The 21,797-nt window shown below is 57.0% G+C and carries 12 protein-coding genes and 1 other RNA gene; 5 read left to right on the forward strand and 8 right to left on the reverse strand.

Going from position 1 to position 21,797, the window contains the following annotated elements; all coding sequences use genetic code 11:
* Positions 1-140 precede the first annotated feature (140 nt).
* The gene (locus ACQUWM_RS02620) at positions 141-4,643 is read right to left on the reverse strand and encodes a Kelch repeat-containing protein (RefSeq protein WP_428921084.1); all 4,503 of its coding nucleotides are present in this window, start codon (positions 4,641-4,643) and stop codon (positions 141-143) included.
* A gap of 180 nt (positions 4,644-4,823) precedes the next feature.
* Between ACQUWM_RS02620 and ACQUWM_RS02625 the strand changes: the two genes are divergently transcribed.
* Both ACQUWM_RS02625 and xrt read left to right on the forward strand, forming a co-directional pair.
* Positions 4,824-5,786 carry a GNAT family N-acetyltransferase gene (locus ACQUWM_RS02625; protein WP_428921085.1) on the forward strand — a complete coding sequence of 321 codons (963 nt, stop codon included), beginning with the start codon at positions 4,824-4,826 and terminating at the stop codon, positions 5,784-5,786.
* An 11-nt stretch (positions 5,787-5,797) separates the two neighbouring features.
* Positions 5,798-7,366: an exosortase gene (gene xrt / locus ACQUWM_RS02630; protein WP_428921086.1), complete on the forward strand. Its 1,569-nt coding sequence runs from the start codon at positions 5,798-5,800 to the stop codon at positions 7,364-7,366.
* A 24-nt stretch (positions 7,367-7,390) separates the two neighbouring features.
* Here the strand turns inward: xrt and ACQUWM_RS02635 are convergent, their stop codons facing one another.
* The 7 genes from ACQUWM_RS02635 to ACQUWM_RS02665 form a co-directional block, all read right to left on the reverse strand.
* Complete coding sequence (locus ACQUWM_RS02635; protein WP_428921087.1) at positions 7,391-9,388, reverse strand: PA14 domain-containing protein; 1,998 nt, start codon at positions 9,386-9,388, stop codon at positions 7,391-7,393.
* A 161-nt stretch (positions 9,389-9,549) separates the two neighbouring features.
* Entirely contained in the window at positions 9,550-12,246 is a 2,697-nt protein-coding gene (locus ACQUWM_RS02640; RefSeq protein ID WP_428921088.1) for a tetratricopeptide repeat protein, read from the reverse strand.
* Between the two features lie 52 nt (positions 12,247-12,298).
* Positions 12,299-13,672 carry a PEP-CTERM-box response regulator transcription factor gene (prsR, locus tag ACQUWM_RS02645; protein WP_407000387.1) on the reverse strand — a complete coding sequence of 458 codons (1,374 nt, stop codon included), beginning with the start codon at positions 13,670-13,672 and terminating at the stop codon, positions 12,299-12,301.
* Between the two features lie 131 nt (positions 13,673-13,803).
* Positions 13,804-15,936, reverse strand: a complete 2,133-nt coding sequence (gene prsK, locus ACQUWM_RS02650; RefSeq protein ID WP_428921089.1) for an XrtA/PEP-CTERM system histidine kinase PrsK — start codon at positions 15,934-15,936, stop codon at positions 13,804-13,806.
* A gap of 68 nt (positions 15,937-16,004) precedes the next feature.
* Positions 16,005-16,952, reverse strand: coding sequence for an SDR family oxidoreductase (locus ACQUWM_RS02655; RefSeq protein ID WP_407000389.1), 948 nt, complete (start codon positions 16,950-16,952; stop codon positions 16,005-16,007).
* Positions 16,952-17,767: a lysophospholipid acyltransferase family protein gene (locus ACQUWM_RS02660; RefSeq protein ID WP_407000390.1), complete on the reverse strand. Its 816-nt coding sequence runs from the start codon at positions 17,765-17,767 to the stop codon at positions 16,952-16,954. The genes ACQUWM_RS02655 and ACQUWM_RS02660 overlap by 1 nt, the downstream gene beginning before the upstream one ends.
* Before the next feature lie 17 nt (positions 17,768-17,784).
* A complete protein-coding gene (locus ACQUWM_RS02665; protein ID WP_428921090.1) occupies positions 17,785-18,678 on the reverse strand; it encodes a D-hexose-6-phosphate mutarotase in 894 nt (297 codons plus the stop codon).
* 143 nt (positions 18,679-18,821) lie between these two features.
* On the opposite strand from ACQUWM_RS02665, the gene ACQUWM_RS02670 reads away from it, so the two are divergent.
* The 3 genes from ACQUWM_RS02670 to dnaX all read left to right on the forward strand — a co-directional run bounded on the left by ACQUWM_RS02670 (position 18,822) and on the right by dnaX (position 21,797).
* On the forward strand, positions 18,822-19,577 hold the full coding sequence (locus ACQUWM_RS02670; protein ID WP_428921091.1) for a 2OG-Fe(II) oxygenase: 756 nt from the start codon (positions 18,822-18,824) through the stop codon (positions 19,575-19,577).
* 80 nt (positions 19,578-19,657) lie between these two features.
* Positions 19,658-19,754, forward strand: an RNA gene (gene ffs / locus ACQUWM_RS02675) — signal recognition particle sRNA small type.
* Positions 19,755-19,895: 141 nt separating this feature from the next.
* Entirely contained in the window at positions 19,896-21,797 is a 1,902-nt protein-coding gene (dnaX, locus tag ACQUWM_RS02680) for a DNA polymerase III subunit gamma/tau (protein WP_428921092.1), read from the forward strand.

Genomic DNA, 21,797 nt, shown 5'->3' on the forward strand with positions numbered 1-21,797 from the left:
CCCTGCCACTGCTGTCGTTCGACTGGTTTTGGAAAGTATAACGTATGTGATGTGGCAGGAGATAGCAACGTAGATCACGGGTCGGAAGTATCCTGTTGAAGGCCGGTGATTCAGCCTTCAACAGGAGGGTGCGAGCGAGATCAGAAGCGCATGGCTTCCATCGAACTGGTGAAGGATGAGCCAGAGGTAATACCGCCACCCATGATATAGAACGTATCGTCGATGGTTGCCGCAGCTGCACCGTGCTTCGGTGTCGGCACTTTGGTCAGGGGGCGCCAGAGATTGGTATTCGGATCATACTCTTCATTCTGATTGAACACGCCGGAGGTATTGCCTCCATTGAGTTCGCCGCCCGCGACCTGGGCTTTGCCATTGATGGTACCTACGCTCATGGCGCGCCGGCCGGTAGGCATCGGGGCTTTCTCTATCCAGGCGTTGGCTGCAGCGTCAAACATTTCCACGGTTTTCATTTCACCAGTGGTTGTGCTGCCGTCCGCATTCCGGTGCCTGCCGCCAAATACGTAGATCTGGCCATTGAGTACGGCCGAGCCCGGGTTGTCCCGCACATAGGTCAGTGAGGGAGCGGTCTGCCAGCTGTTGCTACCGGGATTGTAGACTTCCACGGTGGCCAGGGAGGCGCCATTGCCACCCATGCCGCCAATGACATAGATGACACCGTCAATTGCCTGGGCAGTCGGGCCACCGCGAGGCGTTGGCATATCCGCCAACTGAGTCCAGCTGTTGCTGGCCGGATCATAGACTGCGGCATTGGCAACAGCGCCGGAGAAGGGCGCAGTGGAACCGCCAAACACATACAGTTTGCTATTCAGTACGGCAACGGCAGGATTCTCAACGCCTTCCCCCGGGAGATTGGCGCCCTGGCTCCAGGTATCGCTGGCCGGATCGTAGATCAACAGGGTGTTGAGATGACCACTACTGTTCTTCCCGCCCACGGCATACACCTTACCGTTTATGGCCGCGCCGGTGGCGTCTAGTACGGCAATGGGGGCCGGCGCTTTGGATGCCCAGCAACCCAGGCTAACCGGGCGCAGCGAGGTGACCTTGCCGCCGCCGAACTGGCCAATGAACATGTCTCCTGTGGTGTTACGGGCCAGGGGGAGCGGATCATTAAAGCCCGTCGCGAGGGGGGCGCCATCAGTGGCTTCGGTTCCGGTTCCGTTGAGGCCAACCCGGAAGATGTCATCACCCACGGAGTAGTTTGTGATCAACAACTGACCATTGAGGTAGTCGCCAACGCAGCCCTCACCGCCATCGTATTCAATGATGGCATTCGAGGATTTATGTTCACCGAGGTTGAAAATCGGCTCCTCATAGTTGGGCAATGGTGTGACGCCCTGATAGGAGCCGTCCTTGAAGACACACTCGTCCCGATAGGGGTTGGGATGACCGTAATAGGAACCTTGTTTGATCAGCAGCAGAAGGTCCGGTTGGGCCCCGGGGTTGTGACCTCCGTCCAGATAACTGGCGGTATCGCCAAAGCCAAAACACGCAGGTTCCGGGCTCGGTGGGTAGGTGCCAGTTACGCCCAACCCGTTGTCGGTGGCGTACATATTGCCATTGCTGTGGAAGACAAAGTCGTAACTATTGCGAAGACCCGTGGCATAAGGAATGACATCGCAAGGGGGAGGTCCGAAGATGTCACTGGTGTTGTTGCAGGTACCATCAAACCCGGCTGCGAAGACATCCGCGACAAGAATGGCGGCGCTCAGGGGTTGTTCCTCCATCTGACCAAACTCGGAGTTGGATTCATTGGGCGCGCCTGCACCGGTGTTGCCACCCATGGCAATGTAAAGGCGGTTATCATCCGGACCGAAATGAATGGAATTGATCGAGTGATTCGCAATGGCACGGGGCAGCCCGGTAATGACGTGCTGAACCGTGCTGAAGTTTGCGCCACCGAGTTTGGTGACCATGCCCGAGTTCGGCTCACCATTGTCCACCGAGGGACTGGAGTGTGCGACCCAGAGTTCGACGTCGTTTTCCGTGGAGTCCGGAGAGACAGTAATGCCCAGGGTAAGTCTCGGCCCGATGTTATTGACCAGCGATTCAATAACCTGATCGTCGGTGACATTCAGATCGGCATCAAAAGTTAACGCGTGGATAGTGCCGAACAGTTCTGTTACATACAGTCGACCATCCGGGCCCCAGACCATAGAGGTCGGGAAGTCTACATTGTAGTCTTTGCGGATGAAGTCCACGCCTGAATCCGGGGCGAGGGGGCCATCGCCTTCCTGAAGGGTGAATTCATCAAACTTATAGACCATTGATGCCGCGGCGTGCCGGTGGGTTGCGAATATGCCGGCAAAGCTGCGGGTGCCGATTTCCGGGTCTATACCGGCGGCATCGAAGCTGAAGAATTCATCCGGTGGCAGCAATGTGTCCACCTGAACGGTGGAACCCCCGTTCAGGCTGTAATTGAGTTCCACCGTACGGTCAAATGGGTTGACCGTCATCCCGAAAATAATGTCTGAACCGATCAATCCGGAGGCGGAGATATTTTTCTGTGTGACAGTCGTGCCGCCCACCTCCAGCAGGTAGTGGACGCGCGGGCCTTTGGGGTCGGAGAGGACCACCAGTTTAATGTAGTTGTCCTCATCGTTACCAAACCACAGACCGGCCTGTTCGTATTTTCCGGTTCCCTGGGGTACGTCGAGGATCTGGGTGGTGATGCGCGTAATCTGGTTAGGCGCAGCGAAACCCACCGCCAGGGCGTTGTCCTGGCTGTTGTTGCCCTCGAACTTGATACCAGCAGTGGTGTTGTATTCCAGATAGCCCTGCAGGAAATGCATTTCCAGGTTTTCCTGGATATAGCCGGTGCCCGAACTGGGTGCGTCCAACCATGTAAAGCCCGTCCCCCAGCCATTCCGATCCATATAGTAGCCCTGGCTCTCGGTAAAACCGAGTTGATAGGGCAAGTTCACCCGTACATCCGAGCAGTCAACGGGGGCACACTTGTCGCTACTGGCAATGGTCAAGCCGACCGGCACATCAACAGGATCACTACCGCTGGAGGTAATAGTCAGGATGGCTGTGTAATTACCCGATGCCAAGCCGCTACTGTCCACATTGACAGTGATAGCTTGCGGTGTGGTGCCGGTAGAAGGCTGGGCGGATAACCACGGCATGTTGGTGCTGACGTTGAAGTCGTGTGCATCACCATCGAAATGGCTCACATCCAGGGTCTTGCCGGCGATCGGGGTGTCGGGTTCACCTGAGAAAGTGAGGGATGTCGGGGACACCAGCACCCCCTGGCTGCCAGCTGTGATTGTCAGGGTGTAGGTCAGTTCGTCGTTCTCGTAACCTGTTGCCGAGGCGGTTACCTTACCGGTGTAGGTGCCTTCGGCCAGGCCAGCCGGATCAGCGGTCACCGTGATGGTTGCAGGTGTAGTACCGGAGTTTCCGGAAGCGCTGAGCCAGGGAGCATCGGTTGACAGGCTGAATGGCGCGCCGGAATTGTCACTCGCGGAGAGGGTGACGGAGCTGGTGACCGGTTCCGGGTTATCAACATGCCGTGACCCGGCCAGTGATTCTGTACTGAAGGACAGTTGGCTGGTGTTGTTGACCACGTCGAAGAAGTCCGTGACTTCATGAACGGAGCCATCGGACAAACTGACCACTGCCGTCACTGTATGAGAGCCGTCCGCGAGAGCCAGGGTGTCATAGGGGTACGCCAGGTCGTTAGGTGCTGTACCAGCCATGTCGTACGGAGCCAGGCCTTCTGACTGGTTGGGAGATCCCGACTTCTGCGGGTTATCGATATAAAAATTGACTCTCGAAATACCGGGTGACGTGGGTATAAAAACAAAGATATCGCCGCTGACACTGGCGTTCTGGAGTGGCGATGCGGACGACCTGTCTGCCGACGAGCTGACCATCAGGGTGTAATCGCTACCAGCGGGCTCGATAATGTCGAAAGACACCTGTAGATAGGCTTTGCTTACACCGGTGCCGGAAGCCTCTACGGTTGCTGTGTGGTTTCCTGCCGGCAATCCCGATGGGTCCGCTGTGACGGTGATGGTCGCCGGAGTAGTGCCGGAGGTTGGTGACAGGCTGAGCCAATTGGCGTCGTCTGACAGGGTAAAGCTGACGTTACCGTCGTTTGATGATGACAGGCTGACGGACAGCGACTGGGTGCTGCTGGATCCTTGCTGGGCGGTGAATGACGCAGCCGTCTGGCTGAACTCCAGCACTGGCACTGAGTTGTTGACTGTAAAAGTGGCGGACAGTACCTCAGACGTGCCGTTGGTATAGTATGTGGTAGCGTGAATACTGTGCTGGCCGTCGGGTAGGGAGGTTGTGTCGAACGGTTTTGCCGTGAGGTTCGCTTCTGTCGCGTTAAAATCGAAGGGGGCCACACGTTCGATGAGTCTGGGGGTGCCAGGAGGCGTGCTGTTGAGATAGAAATCCACCCGGTTGACGCCCGTGGACGGACCGACAAAGATATAGGCAAGGTCACTGATTTCAGTACCGTTCAGGGCGATTGCTGCACTTCGGTCAGGAGACTTGCTGATCAGCAGGCTGGGTGCCGCGAATGCGGAACTGGATAATCCAAGCAGTAAGAGTGAGAAAAGCACAACGAAAAAGTGGTTGAGTCGACCACCTCGGGATCCGGAAAATATCATGTCGCCCGCCTCCTGAAGATCCATGAAGCCATCGTTCAGGGGGCAGCATCTTTGATGCCACGAGAGATATTAAATTTCTAATACAGTGTGATAACGTTGGTTCAGATCTAGGTTTATTACGGGATTGTAAGATTTTTCGACATGGCCTTGCGGGGCTTCCGACTCAGGGACGATCATTTTGTGAGCCTGTTTCAGACTGAGGCGTGGCAGAAAAGCTGGTGGGAGGTCTGGGGTGATACCCCCGGTTTCCAGTTGTTGTCCGATGGCGGCAGAGGCAGATCCGGGCTTTATCTGGATCGCTACCGTTTGCGGAAACTTCTCCCGATTCGTTGCCTGCAGTTTGTTGGCACCAACTACAGACGGCTCTCCACTCCCCGCACCGAGTACAACGGCTTTGGAGCTGCCGGATCACTGGGTTCGCTGTTTGACGATCTCGACCAGAGCCACTGGTCGGAAGCGGTATTTCGCGATATGCGGGTGAACTCCGGGGATTTCCGCGACCTGAAGGCGGTTGCCCGGGAACGGGGCTGGCTGGTCCGGACCGTTGCCAGTGATGACGCTTACAGCATTTCGACATCGGGCGGTTTTGACGACTATCTGTCTTCATTGGGCTCGAATACCCGACTGAAGTTCTATAACCGGAGGAAGCTGTTGCAGGCCGAAGGCCACATTGAGCTTAAAAACTTCTGGCCTTCGCAACGGGGAGACTTCTTTACGCTACTGAACCAGTTCCATGGTCATCGCTGGGGTCGCCCGTGCTTCAATAACGACAGCCTTCGCTTTCACGGGCAATTCCTTTTGCGGATTGAAAAAGAGGGCGGAGTACCGGAACTATCTGTGCTGACCTGCAATCACAAAGCGATATCCGTGTTGTATAACGTGATGTTCCAGGGTGTGACCTACAATATCCAATCCGGCTTTGACGAGTCTTTTCACCGGAAAATCGCCCTTGGGACGCTCCATCTTGGCTATAGTGTCGAGAAAGCTTTTGACGACCCCACCGTGCATACGTTTGATATGCTGGCCGGCGGCGGTAAGAACGAGAACTATAAGAGGCGACTGGCGACCTGCACAGAACCCCTGATATCCGTAATGGTGGTTCGCAGCCGGTTGTTAAAGCGATTGTATCTACTTAAAGGCTGAGCGCTGTAGACATGGAACGTTTGTCCCTGAATTCCCCGTTGCACTGGATGATTCCTATAGCCCTGGTCGCGTTATTGGCGGTTGGCTTGTGGCCGGCGCTGGAAGTACTGGGAAGTCGTTGGCTGAAATTTGATGAATCCTACTCCCATGGCTTTCTGGTGCTGATCGTCAGTCTGGTGCTGACGGTCCGGAAATGGCTTGCCAACCGGCCGGTGCCGGACTTCTATCCGCTCTGGTTATGGCCTTTACTGGCCGCTGCTGCAATCTATCTGATCGGAAGCCTGCTATTGATCGAGGCGCTTCAGCAAATCGCGTTGGTGCCCATGCTGATTGGTACGTTGCTTCTGGTGTGGGGCTGGCGTCAGACCATGGCTTTTTTCCTGCCTATCGGGGTGTTGGTGTTTGCCATCCCGGTGTGGGATTACCTGTCCTGGCCATTGCAGCTGGTAACGGTTGCGGTCAACCAGTTCCTGCTGTCCTGGCTCGACATTGAGTTTATCGTTGAAGGCGTGTTTGTTTACTTTCCGGGTGTGGGGGCCTTTGAGATTGCCCACGGGTGCTCGGGTCTGCGTTATCTGCTGGTGGGGCTGACACTTGCAGCGATCCACAGCGAATTGAATTACCGCTCACTGACTGCCCGGATTAACCTGTTTGTGGCGGCTGTCATGCTGTCATTGCTGGCAAACTGGATTCGGGTCTTTGTCATTATCTATGTGGGCTATGAGTCCAACATGACATCTTCGTTGATCAATGCGCACGATCATTTCGGGTGGTGGGTGTTTGCAGGCACATTGATTCCGCTGTTCCTGTTTGCCCGTTATCTGGAAAGGCGGGAAGCCAGGAGCGGGGAGGGGACCGCAAGGCGTGTTCCCGATCCTGCGTCGGGCAGAGGCGGCTTTCCTGTAGGCAGGTTACTGATGCTTGGGGTTGTTCCCCTGGCACTGTTCTCGTTCGCTTCCTGGGCAACGATTAACGGGCAGGGCACCCACGGGCTCTCTGGCTCAAGGGTTCAACCGGCATCACTGGTCAGTCGCTCAGAATGGCTGCCTCTGTTCAGGAATGAGCTGCAAGGATGGGTTCCTGTCATGGAGCGCCCGGATCAGTCCCAGGTCGATGTCTATATGAGCCGCAATGAGCCCGTGCCAGACACCACAGGCCCGATCGAGATCCTGACCGGGATATACACCTATGAAGTACAGAGGCCGGGGGCAGAACTGGTGCACTACGGGAATCGGTTGTACGACACCAGCCAACTGATTCCGGAACAGACCTTTGATGTTAATGCCGGACCGGGGCTGACGCTGGGTGGGGTAACGCTGAAATACCGGCAAAGCGAAACCAGAGTTCACCTGGCCTATGGGTATTACGTTGAGGGGCGCTGGGAAAGTAACGAACTGCAGGCAAAGCTGGCGCAATTAACAGGAGCCCTGAACGCTCGCAACGATGCGTCTCTGGTTGTATTGGCCTTAACCTGTGACAGCTGTGACGCCGTGGGCGAACTCAATTCACTGTTCCCGGATATCCGGGAAAAGGCGCAGGCACATCTCGATGAGTTGTATGGGAGCAAGTCACGACGCTGAACATCGGACTTGCTCCTCATCACCTTATTGCACCTCTGCCGACACTGGACTGGATGGTGCGCTGGTAAGGCCGTTGGTATCGACCACCCGGATGGTGAAGTACCAGGTACCTGATGCCAGGCCGTCGAATGTGTAGGACATCAGATCACCACCAACATTCTGCTCACGACTCAGGTCCGATTCGCTCTGCCCATAGTTGATGATGTAGTAATCGATCTCGCTGAGGTCGATCGAACTGCCATCCATTCGTGTGGACGGAGCCGTCCAAGACAGGGTAACGGAGCTGTCTGTGGTTCCTGGATCGGTGGGTTCTGGCTCGGTGGTTTCCGGTTCTTCGCCAGTGGTTCCGTCGCTGTCTGTCTCCACGGTTTCCAGCGTGTAGGGATCCAGGCCACTGTCGTACGCTTGCAGGTTGCTGATACCGTCATTGTTATTGACGCCATCGGCATCCGGCACCCAGGCGTTCAAACCATGCCGTAGCTCCCAGGTATCGGGAATACCGTCACCATCGGTGTCCTGGCTATTGAGAGAGGTATAGTCTGGTGTGGTAACGGTCGACGCGGTCGATAGGTTCTCGTTTGTGGTCATGTTCCTCGCGGAGTATTGAGCCACAGCGCTGCCTACATCTTCGAAGTACTCAATGGTCAGATTTAATGGCTCGCCAGCTTCCAGTGAACGCTCATAACTGAAGGAGGTCGGAGCATGCTGTGTCCAGTCATCAATCACCAGTTCACCGTTGGCGTATAGGCGGACCCCATCGTTGGTTCTGACGGTAAACTCGTAGTTATTGCTGCCACTACTATGGGGCGCAGTAAAGGTACCGCTCCAACGCACGCTGAACTGGTCGCTGGGCATGTCCGGTGTGGGGCTGCCGCGACCCCAGTTGAAGTCGACGGATTCGTTGACCTGGGTCAGAACCAGCCGGTCAAACGATGTGCCTTCAAAGTACTGGCCCGTAAAGCCTGCAATGAATTGTGGCTCTGGCTCCTCTTCCTCGACCGGCATGTCTTCGTGGTCATTCAACGCTGTCCCCGCCTGATACTCCTCAAGATTGGTGTAACCATCGTTATCCAGATCCTCCTCGGCATCCGAGGCGTCAAGCGGATCCAGGCCATAGGCATACTCGCTGCCGTCGGGAATGCCGTCACCGTCTGTATCCGGGTTGTTTTCGGCGGTGCCAATCAGGAATTCATCGGCTGCGGAGAGCAGGTCTCCGTCAGGATCGGAAGCAGCGTCGTCGGGGTTGGATGGATCAAGCCCATAGACTACTTCCCAGTTGTCATAGATGCCGTCCTTGTCCGCATCGAGTGGGGGATAGTCTGGGTTGAATGCCAGGCCTTCAGAGCCGTCAAGGAAGCCCACCCGATAGCCCAGGGAGTAAGCTTCACCAGAGCTCACATCGTCACCATAGACCGGTTCGGCCCAGGAGTGCAGGTAGGCGCTGTCAATAATTTGCTGGCTGATCCCCGGGCCTTCCCAGGCGACGTCAAAGTGGTCGCCGCCGCCGCCTTCTTTATGCCGGATCTCAAAATAATACTGTTTTCCAGCGGATAGAGTTTTGTAGGCGGAGGTTTGCGAGGAGTATTTCTGGTAATAGCCAGGATTGGAATAGCCGGTAACGGAAGCGGCCAGTGATACATCAGCGGGATTGTCGGAAGTGCTTAGCCATAACTGGGTCTCATCATCCCCTGCAACGAAGAAACGATAATCCCCATCCTGGGGAGGTTCTATAAAACCCCGTACCAGCGATCCGTAATTGTCGGTTCGTCCGCCGGGTACCTGGAGGCTGGTGAGTTCAACGACTTCGTCAGGGTTGTCGGGGTATTTCTCCTGGCTGATAAGGTCGTCAACGCTCGAGCCACTGATGCCGTCAAAATACCGGACTTCCACCTTGCCAGGTTCGCTGTCCTCGGGTAGCGCAGCCGTTGGCGGGAGATCCTCAATGCCTCGAAACTGCCAGCTTTGACAACCGCTGATCAGAATGACTGCACTTCCTACTCCCAGTACTTTGCAAACAGACATACGTCACCCGCCTTCCTGGTCAATGATGCAACATGTTAAGTATTGTTTCAGTGAGGAAGTGCCGCCAGCGGATGCTTGGATTGTTTTGGACTTTGGGGCTATGGGTTATATCGAATCCGAATGTTGACCGGAGGGCAGCCCTTGGAAAGGGCGGGCAGGGGTTACCCCTGCCCGCCGAATTTCTCGAGGATTTCGCGAGCTTCATCTGCCCTGCCGGAAGCTCTGTAGGCTTCGGCCAGATGCATGGCAATTTCCTCGGAATCCGGTTGCAACTGGTAGGCTTTTTCCAGAACGGGCAGGCTGTCCTTGTGGTTGCCGGCCTTGAACATGATCCAGCCGTAGGTATCCGCTACCGATGCGTTGTCCGGGCTTTTTTCATAGGCCTTGCGCGCCAGGTCCATCGCCCTGGCATCGCCCTGTTGATGGTAGAGCCAGGCCAGGTTGTTGAGCACCAGGGCGTTATCCGGGGCTGATTTCAGCAGTGTTTCGTAGCCCTGCCTGGCTTTCTCGGGGTCACCGTCAGACTGGTGCAGCATGGCTTGGCTGAGCAGTAACTGCGTGCTGTTCGGGTAGGAGGCGAGGGCAGTGTCCAGAGCCCCCATGGCCTCCTGTTTGCGGCCGGACTGCTGCAGGGAGCGGGCGTAGGCGTGGTGAAGGTCCGCCGAAGGCGATTTTTCCAGGGCCAGTTGGTAAAGCTCCGCGGCCTGATCGAACTGTCCCTGCTGCTCGAAGTACCGCGCTTCCACTGTGTAGGGCGCAGCGGATAGTGGGTGCGATTTCTTCGCTTCCTGGAGCAGTTCCCTGGCCTGCTTCGGGTTACCTTCGGAAAAGGCCACGGCTGCGGCCTGAAGTGTTATGTCCGCAGACTCTGGAAACAGTACCCGGCCGCGTTCCAGTACCGTTGCCGCCTGTTCGTTCTTATCATCCTGGCGTAAACGGGAGGCTACCGAATTGTAAATGCCGGCCACCAGGGGCTCGGCCCGCGCAGGGGTGTTTTCCTCGGTTCGTTCCAGCAGGGCGGCGGAGAGCTTGTCGGCTTCCCGGTTGTCTCCTTCAATAAGGGCTGCCTCAAGCAGGATCAGTTTTGGTCCGGTCGCATCCGGCTGTTGCTCCAGAAGATCCCGCATGTAGGTTCGTATTTCCGCGGGCTCCATGACGCCCGCGAGCCCCTGTAACGCCTGTCGATTGTCCGGAGCCAGGGCCACAGCCTGACGGAAATGAGTCTGTGCCTGCGCAAGATCCTGCTGACTTCTGGCAAGGTTGCCAAGGGCGATGTGTGGTGCGGCCAGGTCCGGCGACTTTTCCGAGGCTTGCTGGAAGTAGCCTCTGGCCTGGTCGGGGCTGCCGGTCCGCGCTGCCAGGTTGCCCCGGGCTATAATAGCGGCCGTGCTGTCGGGTTTGTTTTTAATCCAGGCATCCGCCACGGCGATCGCATCAGCGTTGTTACCGGATGACAGGTGTGCTTCGATGGTTACCATCAGGGCCTGGGCGTGCAGATCTGAATCCGCTGGCACCTGCGCTGCCTGAGCAATGGCCTTTTCAAACTCTCCCCGCTGAATCAGGTAGCCTGCGTAGCGAAGCCTGAGCGCGTGGTTGTCCGGGGCCAGTGACAAGGCCTCCTCGATCAGTGGTTCACCGGCCTCCAGATCGCCGGATGACAGGGATGCGATGCCAACGAGGGCAAGCGTTTCCGGGTCGGTGTCCTTGTCGGACAGGGTTTCGAGAATGGCCCGGGCTTCCTCCGGATCCTGCATTTGAATCCGTGCGGCGGCAAGCAGTTTGCTGGCGGCTTCAGAGTCTCCCATTTCGGCGATGGGCCGAAGCAGTCGCTCTGCTTCCTGAACCTGGCCCTGGCGGAAGCGAATCATGCCCAGCATCAAGGTGCTTTGCTCGTGGTTCGGAGCATGGGTTAATACCTCTTCGAGGTAGTTGGCGGCGGAATCCAGATCGCCGTCCTTAAAGGCTTCCCTGGCAGCGGCTATGTTGCTTTTGATCGTGCCGGGGCCGGATTTTGCGAGTATTTCCTCGTACACAAAGGCTTCTGATGACTTTCCCTGGGCTCTCAGGACACGGACCAGGGCGGATATGGTTTCGTACTTGCGGAACGTCATGATGTCGTACTGACCGATATCCTCAAGGGCGCGAATGTAGGCTTCTTCTGCCGTCGTCCATTCCTCCGCCTCATGGGCGAGCTGCGCTTTCCAGAGCCAGAGCTCCGCGTTCTCGCCATTCACCTGTTCCGCTTGTGCGATATAGCTTTGGACGGCTTCCCGATCTCCTGCGGCATGGGCCACCCGGGACAGACCGACAAAGGGCAGGGCGGAGTCGTTGGTGATAGAAAGTGCCTGTTCATAAGCCAACTTTGCTTCGTCCAGACGGTCTGCAGCCAACAGGATCCGGCCTTTCAGGAGACCGGCTTCGCTTTCCAGGGCCCGATCCTCCGTGGAGACCTCCGCCAGATTGGCCAGGGCTTTGTCAAAGTGGCCCTGCATCAGATTGGCTTCCGCGCGGATCAGTTGGGCCCGGTTTCTGGTTCCGCTGTCCAGCGTCTCTTCCGGAATGTCATCCATCAGTCGGTTGAGCTGGCGTTCAGCGTTGATGGCATCACCGGCTTTCAGCAGGTTGTTGATAATGATGAAGTAGGGGGCCGGCTCGTCTGGCTGCAGGTCGATAGCGCTGCGGGCTTCCAGAGTACTGGCCTTGAGCTCGCCCTGGCGCTGAAAAAAACGGGACTGATCCAGGTGGCTCAGGTACTGGATCTCTTCCTGGCTCATTTCATTATCGCTGCCGCAACCGGCCATTCCGATCGCAACGGCAGCCGATAGCAGGATGGCGCGTGCTGTAACAACTGCTTTCATGGCCCTGTTCCTTTTCCTGTCAGGTGCTTGTTCTGATGTCCCTGTCCGTTTGTCAGGCCCCTGAGGCCGCATGTGACGTTTCAATACGGTATTTGTCCGTAAGGTTATACAGCGTAGGTCGGGTGACTCCCAGTAGTCTGGATGCCTGGGCCATATTAAACCCGCAACTCTGCAGTGCCTGAATGATCGCCTGGCGCTCAGCGGTCTCCCGGACCTGCCGGAGATTGAGCAGGTTGTCCCTGCTGTCGGCACTCTGTTCCAGCTCCAGGTCGAGGGCGGTGACTCGTTTTCCATCCGCCATAATGGTGGCCCGTTTCACCTTGTTGATCATTTCTCGGACGTTCCCGGGCCATTGGTACGTGGTGATTGCGTTAATGGCATCCTCGGTGAAGGTGAGGTTGGGGCGGTCCATATGTTTGCCGAGAGATCTCAGAAGTGACTGGGCAATCACCAGGGCATCCCCCTCACGTTCCCTCAACGGGGGCACATCCAGAGTGATTTCGCTGATCCGGTAATAGAGGTCTTCACGAAATTCGCCCTGATCAATGAGCGTCCGGACGTCCCGGTGGGTAGCGCAGACAACCCGTACGTCTACGGGAACCGGCTTGACCGAACCTACCCGGTCGACAACACGTTCCTGCAGGAATCTCAACAGCTTGGCCTGTAACGCCATCGGCATGTCTCCGATTTCATCCAGGAAAAGGGTTCCGCCGTTGGCGTTTTCGATTTTGCCTTTCTTGCTTTGGGTGGCGCCGGTGAATGACCCCTTCTCGAAGCCGAACAGTTCGCTTTCCAGAAGGTTTTCGGGGATGGCGGCGCAGTTGATGGCGGCGAATGTCTTGGTGTGTCTGTGGCTCAGGTCGTGGAGCGCACGGGCCAGCAATTCCTTGCCGGTACCGGTTTCCCCGGTGATCAGCGTGGTGACGTCAGTAGGGGCGACTTTCTCCAGGGTTCTGCAGATAGCCAGCATCTGTGGGCTGGTGGCCACAATCCCTTTGATGCTGGTGCCGTTGCGGTGCTCGGACAGTTCCCGGTTTTCTTTTTCCAGTTCGGCAATTCTGAAGGCGCGATTGACAACAAACGTAAGGATATCCGCATCAAGCGGCTTTTGATAAAAGTCGCAGGCGCCCATGCCGATGGCTTTGACGGCATTTTCCTTGTCTTCGCGCCCCGTCACGACAATGATCTTGCTTTGTGGCGACAGGCGTAGAATATCTTCCAGCAGGCTGAACCCCTCGGATGCTCCGCCAGCGTCCGGCGGCAAGCCCAGATCGAGGGTGATAACGTCTGGTTCGATGCGTCTGAGCGCTGTCAGAGCGGATTCACGATCTGTCGCCATGGCGACTTCCAGGTCGTCACTGAAACACCAGCGCATTTGGCTTTGAAGGCCGGGGTCATCCTCTACAATTAACAGTCGTTTACTCACAACAGCCCTAAATCCCTTTTTTGCCCTGTAACTATATTGATGCAATATTGATCAACTCATCCCTGTAACAATTCTTAACTGAATGTTGACGCTTTGCAATGTCTGGGTGATTTAAATTTTAAAAGCGGCAATTAATTGGCGTTCTGTCCTTGCCTGGGCCGCTGTTCAGCTGGCCCATCCATTTCATTTTCTGTTTTGCGTTGATTGGGCGCAGTCAGCGGGAAGCGAACAGAGAAGCAGGATCCGACGCCAGGCTCACTGGTAACGTCAATATTGCCCCCTACTTTCCGCAGATACTCCCTGGCCTGATACGCACCGATCCCCATGCCGGTCAACCCTTTGGTACTCTCGAAGGGCTTGAAGAGCTGGGAGCGTATGAACTCTTCCGTCATTCCGGCGCCGGTATCCTGGATAAACAGGACGACATTGTCCGTGGCTATTTTCAGGGTCAGTGTTACCTCGCCTTCCGGTGGTGTCGCGTCCTGGGCATTCTGGATGAGATGCCCGAGTACACTGCACAGTTGTTCGCGATCCGCCTTGATTGGGCTGGGCGAGGGGTTGCCGATAATGCGTGGGGCCGGCGGCCTACGGCTGTAATGTTCGGCGAGCTGGATGACCACATCCCGGAGGTCAAGAATTTCGGCTGATTCAGTGTCTTCGGCGGGTTTGCGGATGTGGTCAACAAGGTTCGCCATTTTACGCACAGCATGATCAGTGGTGTTTACCATATCATCAATAAAAGCGGGATTTTCGCGGTGACGGGGTGCGTTCTTGACCAGTAGCGACAATTGGGCGATCAGAGTCTTGAGGTCATGAACCATGAAAGCCGAGGCTTTGCTGACGGCCTCGAACTGCATGGCCCGGGAGAGGCGATTCTGGGCATCTGCCTGGGCCAGCAGGTTACAGGACTGGCGGGCAACCACCTTGATCAGATCAAAGTTTTCCCAGTTCAGTTCCACGGGGGCATAGGGGTTGCCAACCAGGGCGATACCATAAAGGTCATTCCCCAGGTACAGCGGAATGATCAGCCAGCCATCCGGAATGCGGGTGATGGCATCCGGGATTTCAAGCAGGTTGTAACGAATGGGGTCTTCACGGTATTCATGAAGGTCGACAATCCATTCACGTTCCCTGAAGAAGCGGGCAATCTCCCCATCTCCCTCAATGGTGGTGAACTTGGGGGTAGTGAGATTGACGGCGGTTTTGAGCGCGTAGGCGCCTTGTTCGTCCCGCAACCAGATAGCCCCCGCGTTGCTTTCCACTAGACCCGTCAGGATACGTACAACCCTCTCGGGTAAGGGCGGGTCATCGCTCAGGTTCGCAAGCTCCCGGGTCATTTTCAGCCACTCTTCGCGATAGTCGTATTTGTAGTCGAAGAAATTCTGGCTGATAAACACCATCAGTCTTGAACGTATCCGTCGGGATGTCAGCAGCGTTACCAGGAATGCGAGGGCAATGGTGAAGAACAATACCTGCAATGCCTCGCCCCAGGCACCGCCCAGGGCCCGGACGTAGTAGCCGCCAACGGCCAGGAAAAGCAGGTAGGCGCCGGCAAACATAAAGGTGCCTGCGTGGAAGACCGCAGAGCGGGAAAGCTGAAATTCCACCGGTTGTTTGCGGGTGTTAATGGTATTGATGGCGAACAGGGGCACAAGGGCCGCGTTGACCAGTCCCCGGGCGTTCCAGAACGACTCGGAAACCTGGCCGAACAACAGGGCGTCGGCGTACATGAAAAAATCGAAGACAAACATCGTGGCGACGGCGATGCAGATGTACTTCATGCTTGATCGGCCAAACGATACGGAGTTTCGCCAGATCTGCTCAACCAGCGAGAGCCCCATCAACGACAGCACAATCTGGCCGACAACCTTGGTCTTGCCGTCCAGGAGGTCCAGGCCAAAGGTATATTCCAGTGCTCCGAATACCAGCAGGAAGACGATCAGTGAGATGGTGGCAATGGCCAGCATCCGGCGAAGCCGTCCTACAATGGCCGTGGCCCGGAAGGAGTTCCGGAGGAGGGCAAACAGCAGGGTAATCCAGGCGGCATCCCGAAGCAGTTCCAGCAAATAACGGATGAAGAATGAAGGTTGACCCCAGAGGTTCTGGGCAACCAGGGCACCTGCCCAGATCACTGACACGACAGATGCCAGCAGCAGAACTCTGTCGATGTCACGGCGAAGGTAATGGGAGGCAATAAGCAACCCAAGCAGGCCAAACGAGATGGCTGCCGTAGAGTGGCTGATAAGACTGAAATTACTTAACATGCCTCGCATCCTGCGTTGTTATGCCCCCAAATCCCTGACGGCATCCGCCTTCAGGCGGTGTTATGCCGTCACACCGGTTTTTTGTTCTCCCGATAGAATCGGAAGATTTCCTTCAGCGGTCGTCGGGGGCTGAATCCAAATTCCCTGGCAAAAGCTCTGCCGTCAATGACGACAGGATACTTGAAAAAGTGCATCAAATACGACGGGAAACTTCTCATACTGAGTGTTTTCAGAATCAGCTTTGGCAGCGCTGGCGGTATGGAGGGAATCGGCAGGCGATTGCAGCCACACAGTTTCAGCGCATGTTGATAGGCAACCCAGTCTTCCGGCGCTACGTTGAAGACACCCCGCTGGGGCTTGTTATAGGTCAGAACAATGGCGTCCGCCATGTCATCAATGTGGATGAACTGCATCATCGGGGAAAACCCGGCAAGCACGGGCGCCCGTTCGCTGGCAAGCAGGGTGCTGATGGAGTTCCTCACCCCGGGCCCAACAATGTTACAGGGGCGCAGAATGGTGATGTTCAGTTCCGGGTAGCGCCAGAGGTAGATGTTGGCAAGGTTCTCAAGCTCTACGGAGTCCACCAGGTCTGCGCTCAGGCCCACGCCTTTTAACGGGGCTTCTTCGTCAATCAGCGCGGGGTTGTACGCCACTGCGCCGTATACGTGGAAGGTGGAGAGCACCACCACCCGTTTGATGCCGTATTTGTGGCTGAGGTCCAGTAACTTCTGGGTGCCGAGGACATTGGCGTTGTATCGGCGCATCCGGGTCAGCTGGCTGGACATGATCCGGCCCAGGTGAATGACGCCGTCAAACCGGTAGCGTCTGAACAGGTCTTCGAACACCCGCTTGTTGAAGTCGATGCAGTAACTGGGGATGTCGTCACCCAGATAGACCTGCTCGCGGAAATCCACCGCTACCAGGTCACAGTCTTCACGGAGCCGGTCAATCACCTGTTGTGCCAGGGCCCCTGCGGCGCCGGTCACGAGTATGCGTGGTCTCTGTTGCTCGCTCATCAGAACAGCCTTTTCCTTTCGCTCAGACCCTTGTCAATCAGCTTGCTGATCTCCGCCTTCACCTGCTCAACCCGATCGGTCACTTTCTCCTCGGGGATTTCCAGGTCATCGAAATACATGGGGTCGCCCACATTGAGGTGAACCTTCGCCGGCAATACAACCGGCAATGCGACGGGCGCGTAGGGTATGCCCAATGCCTTCGCCAGCGGCTTGATATTGGCGATGGCGGGAATGGTTTCCTCGCATCCAACCACGCCAACAGGAACGATAGGGGCCTTGTATTTCATGGCAAGGTGCATAAAGCCGTTGCCGAACCGTTTGAGTTGATAGCGATCCTGGTAGAGTTTGCCGGATCCCCGCACGCCTTCCGGGAACACAATGACTGCCTCATCGTTGGCCAGCATCTTGGCGCAATTGACCGGATCACCCAGCACCGCCCCCATTTCGTTCAGCAGGTTGCCCAGGTAGGGCACGGTAGGGAAGAAGCGTTCGATCATCGCCCGGGGAATCCTGGGATTCACCTCGCGGGAGGCGAGGGCGTAACCAATGAGCAGACCGTCAATCGGTAGCTGACCGCTGTGATTGGCAATGATCAGCACGGGCCCCTCGGAGGGGATCTTTTCCACACCACTGGCCTGAACCCGGAAATATTTCTCGTAGATCTGCCTGGTCAGCGAAAAGCCATACTTGATGGCTTCGTTATTGTATCCCCAGGGGTCGTAACCGAGGCTGCCGATCGGCTTGCGGATGCGATTGATCTGTTCGCTCAGCTCCGCAGGAACCAGTTTGGATTTGAGAATTGATGCCAGGCTCATTGAGGCTCCCTGATAGATTAAACTCGTCCAATCATTACGCCGAGGGTATGACTTTGCCCCTCATTCAACACCCGGTAATCGCTGAGTGCATTGGCGGTTTCGACACACAGCATGGATTTCCAGCCAGTGTCAGGAAAGTCCGAAAGTGCCTGCGCTTTCTCCGGACCGGGATTCCACACAACCGTGGAGTCGCTGCCGATGGCGGTCAGTGAACGGCGGCTGGCGGGTGTGGCAACAACCAGGGGGGCGCCGGACTCGTATATCCTGTCGGTTTCGCCCTGAAACGACAGCGCCCCTTTTTGCAAGTGGTAGCTCCAGTTCTGCAGCGTGTCTACATAGTCGCAGCCGTCAAGCCCTTCAACATGGGTTTGGTGGATGTCGGCCGTGGGCAAATAGGTATGCAGTGCCTGCGTGAAGGCCATGGGCTCGCTACCGAGATTGGTCGTCGTCAGCGCAATCTGGCAGCCCTTGACTGAAAAGTTGAAGGTCACCAGCGCCAGTGCGTGCCCCGTCCACAGGTCGGAAAAATCTTCATTGGCCGCCAGTGACAGGCTGATTTCAACTTCGTGGGCGGATTCCTGAACATCCTCCAGCTTCCAGAGGGCTGTACGGGCAAAGCCATGGGAATCGGTGGCGTGGATGCGTTTGCGGACTTCTGGCGGATTTTTCCCCGGCACTCCGAACCAGGGCCAGCAGATGGGCACGCCACCCCGAATCGCCCGGCCGGTTTCAAAGCGCGCGGTGTCGCTGAGCCAGAGCCAGTCCGGTTTGTCGTGTGTGGCAAAGTGGGTGAGGTGAGCTCCCTGGAGGAATAGTTGAGCGCGGAACAATGGATGATGAACGTCGATGGCTTCCAGTTGCCCGATGGTAGTCCAGCGGGTAAACGACCAGTGCCCGGGTTGTGTTGTCACTCAGTGCCTCTTGTTACGTGATGTGTCTGTCCCTGGGGTGTTGCTCAGGGATTAGGTGTATTTGCTTACCAACAGAGTAAATTAAAACTGACGTTGCCGCGAGAATCCGGCATAAAATACCGGGCTTGCAGAGGAGCAGAACCATGGATCACCCGGTTGTTAGTCCGATCAGGAATGCGCTGATCACGGATAGCAGTTGCGAATTTGACGCCGTTGCCGGCGAGGGCGTGGCCCCACCGGAAGCGTCCTCTGTTGGCAGTGGGTACGATGGCGTCACCGAGCAATGGCTGGACGACCTGGCAATGGAGTTGACCGAGTCCGGCTGGGTCAGTGTGGATGTTCGTGATCGTCTGGGTGATGCATTACTGAGCGCCCTGAGGGAAGAGGTCCGGATACTTGATGTAACGGACGCCATGAAAAAAGCGGGCATCGGCCGGGGCGCTGACCTGACCCGTGACCGCTCAGTGAGACGCGACAGGATTGCCTGGCTGCAGGGCATCACTCCGCCGCAGCAGGCATTGTTTGACTGCCTGGCGCAGATACAGGAAGGCCTGAATCGGCGGCTGTTCCTGGGGCTCAAGCGGTTCGAGGCTCACTACGCGACCTATCAGTCCGGAGATTTTTACCGCAAACACCTCGACAGCTTTGCTGGTCGTGCTTCGCGCATCGTCAGTCTGGTGCTCTATTTCAATGAGCAGTGGCAGGCCGGGGATGGCGGAGCATTACAGCTGTTCAATCGTGACAGTCAGGATGAGTCGTGTGGCATGGTGCTGCCGGAGATGGGGCGCATGGTGCTGTTCCTGAGCGAAGAGATTCCCCACGAGGTTCTGCCGGCAAACCGCGCCCGATACAGCCTTGCGTGCTGGTTCCGTCAGGACGAAGTGCCACTGCCGTTATAAGTCGTTGTAGTCCGCCAACCCTTTTGTTACTATGCGCGCCGCTTTCAGGGAAATGTCCTGAAACGCCGTTATGGTGGCTCCATTGGTGCCTCCGCAACATGAAACCGTGAACCCGGTCAGGCCCGGAAGGGAGCAGCCGCAGCGGTGGAATTGTGTGCCGGAGTGTCGCTGGTGGAGTCACCCCCAGATTTTACCTTTCTTTCTGTCTTATCCCGCTGAAATCGACGCTTTTTCCAGTCCAAACCGATAGCCCGGCGGCTTCTTATCAGTTCATGTCCGTGCTAAGGTTAAGGCCATTTTCACTGCAGTTGGCGAAACATGAGCTACCAGGTACTTGCCCGTAAATGGCGCCCCCGTACATTTGAGGACATGGTTGGTCAGGAGCACGTGCTTCAGGCATTGATTCACGCCCTGGAAAATCAACGTCTTCACCATGCTTATCTCTTCACCGGTACCCGTGGCGTGGGTAAAACCACGATTGGCCGTCTGTTGGCCCGGTGCCTGAATTGTGAAACCGGCGTCACGCCGAGGCCCTGTGGTGAATGCACCAGTTGCCAGGAAATCCAGGAAGGCCGGTTTGTTGACCTGATCGAGATCGATGCGGCATCCCGTACCGGGGTGGATGACATGCGGGAGCTGACGGACAACGTCCAGTACGCGCCCACCCGTGGCCGTTTCAAGGTGTACCTGATCGATGAGGTGCACATGCTCACCAACCAGTCTTTCAACGCGTTCCTCAAGACGCTGGAAGAGCCGCCAGAGCATGTGAAGTTCCTGCTGGCCACGACCGACCCCCAGAAATTGCCGGTCACGGTGTTGTCCCGCTGCCTGCAGTTCAACCTGAAACGCATGACGCCGGAGCACATCGCTGGCCACCTGAAGCATGTCCTGACCGAAGAGCAGATTCCATTCGAAGAGCCGGCGCTGTGGTTACTGGCCCGTGCGGCGGATGGCAGTATGCGTGATGGCCTCAGCCTTACGGACCAGGCCATCGCCTTTGGTAACCAGAAACTGGCCGCCAGTGATGTCAGCAACATGCTGGGCACGATTGACCAGCGGGATATCGAGAAGCTGGTCAATGCCCTGGTGGGCAACGACGGGCCATCGCTGCTTTCAGAGATACACCGTATTTCGGACTTCGCGCCGGATTACAGCGTGATCCTGGCAGACCTGTTATCCCTGTTTCACCGCGTCACCATGGAGCAGGTGGTGCCGGGCAGTGTGGATAATGCCCTTGGCGATGCGGCCCAGGTGCAGACGCTGGCGCGACAACTCAGTGCGGAAGATGCCCAGCTGTTCTATCAGGCTGCGTTGATGGGGCGTAAGGATCTGGCGGTGACACCGGATGCCCGGATGGGGTTTGAAATGACCCTGCTGCGAATGCTGGCCTTCCGTCCCGGTACCGATCGCCGGGAGCCCCCTGCGTTCAATTCAGGCAGTCAGTCCGGTTCAGCGGAATCCCGCGACGAGCCTGACCCTGCGCCCGCAGGGGGGCAACCAGCGCCTGTCGCATCTCAACCAGCGCCTGTCGCATCTCAACCAGCGCCGGCGGCCGCTCAACCAGAGCCCGCCGGGCCGGTACAGGAGCCCGTAGCCGAAACACCGGAGCCCGTGCCGGAACCACAGCCAGAGCCGCAAGCCAGCGGGGAGTCCGCTCCGTCGCCTGAGCCGGTTCCCGAGCCGGAGCCGGAATTCGATCCCGGCCCAGTACCGGAGTATCTGTCCGAGGCCGCGCCGGGCGAGGAGTCCGCGCCTGCGGCACGAGAACCCGAACCCGTTCCTGAGCCCGAGCCTGCGCCTGAACCGATACAGGAGCCGGAACAGGAGCTTTCCGGTGAATTTGTCTGGGAGAGGGACTTTCGCAGCCTTGGCATCGTCGGCATGCCAGGTAACCTGGCCAGCCACACCGCGTTCACTCGTGACGGAGACACCATCCTGTTAACGATGGAAGAGGGGCACGCCCGTCTTTTGAACGCCCGGCATGAGGAAAAGATTCTCGCTGCCTTGAGAAATCGCTTCGGCGACACCATCAACCTGCGTATAGAGCAGGGTGAAACCGGCGGCAAGACACCGGCGGCCTGGGAGGAGCGACAGCGCCTGGCCCGTCAACAGGCTGCGGAATCCGCGATCCGGAGCGACCCGTTGGTGAAGTCCATCGTTGAACGATTCGAGGGCAGGGTAGTCGAAGAGAGTATCCGGCCTTTACAAGGTTCCCGTTGA

It is taken from the genome of Marinobacter sp. DUT-3 (genome assembly GCF_050379435.1).
Classification (GTDB): Bacteria; Pseudomonadota; Gammaproteobacteria; order Pseudomonadales; family Oleiphilaceae; genus Marinobacter.

Coding starts and splice junctions, on each gene's coding strand:
- xrt (WP_428921086.1), top strand. CDS start 5,798: ATGGAACGTTTGTCCCTGAATTCCCCGTTGCACTGGATGATTCCTATA.
- ACQUWM_RS02620 (WP_428921084.1), bottom strand. CDS start 4,643: ATGATATTTTCCGGATCCCGAGGTGGTCGACTCAACCACTTTTTCGTT.
- ACQUWM_RS02655 (WP_407000389.1), bottom strand. CDS start 16,952: ATGAGCGAGCAACAGAGACCACGCATACTCGTGACCGGCGCCGCAGGG.
- dnaX (WP_428921092.1), top strand. CDS start 19,896: ATGAGCTACCAGGTACTTGCCCGTAAATGGCGCCCCCGTACATTTGAG.
- ACQUWM_RS02670 (WP_428921091.1), top strand. CDS start 18,822: ATGGATCACCCGGTTGTTAGTCCGATCAGGAATGCGCTGATCACGGAT.
- ACQUWM_RS02660 (WP_407000390.1), bottom strand. CDS start 17,767: ATGAGCCTGGCATCAATTCTCAAATCCAAACTGGTTCCTGCGGAGCTG.
- ACQUWM_RS02640 (WP_428921088.1), bottom strand. CDS start 12,246: ATGAAAGCAGTTGTTACAGCACGCGCCATCCTGCTATCGGCTGCCGTT.
- prsK (WP_428921089.1), bottom strand. CDS start 15,936: ATGTTAAGTAATTTCAGTCTTATCAGCCACTCTACGGCAGCCATCTCG.
- ACQUWM_RS02635 (WP_428921087.1), bottom strand. CDS start 9,388: ATGTCTGTTTGCAAAGTACTGGGAGTAGGAAGTGCAGTCATTCTGATC.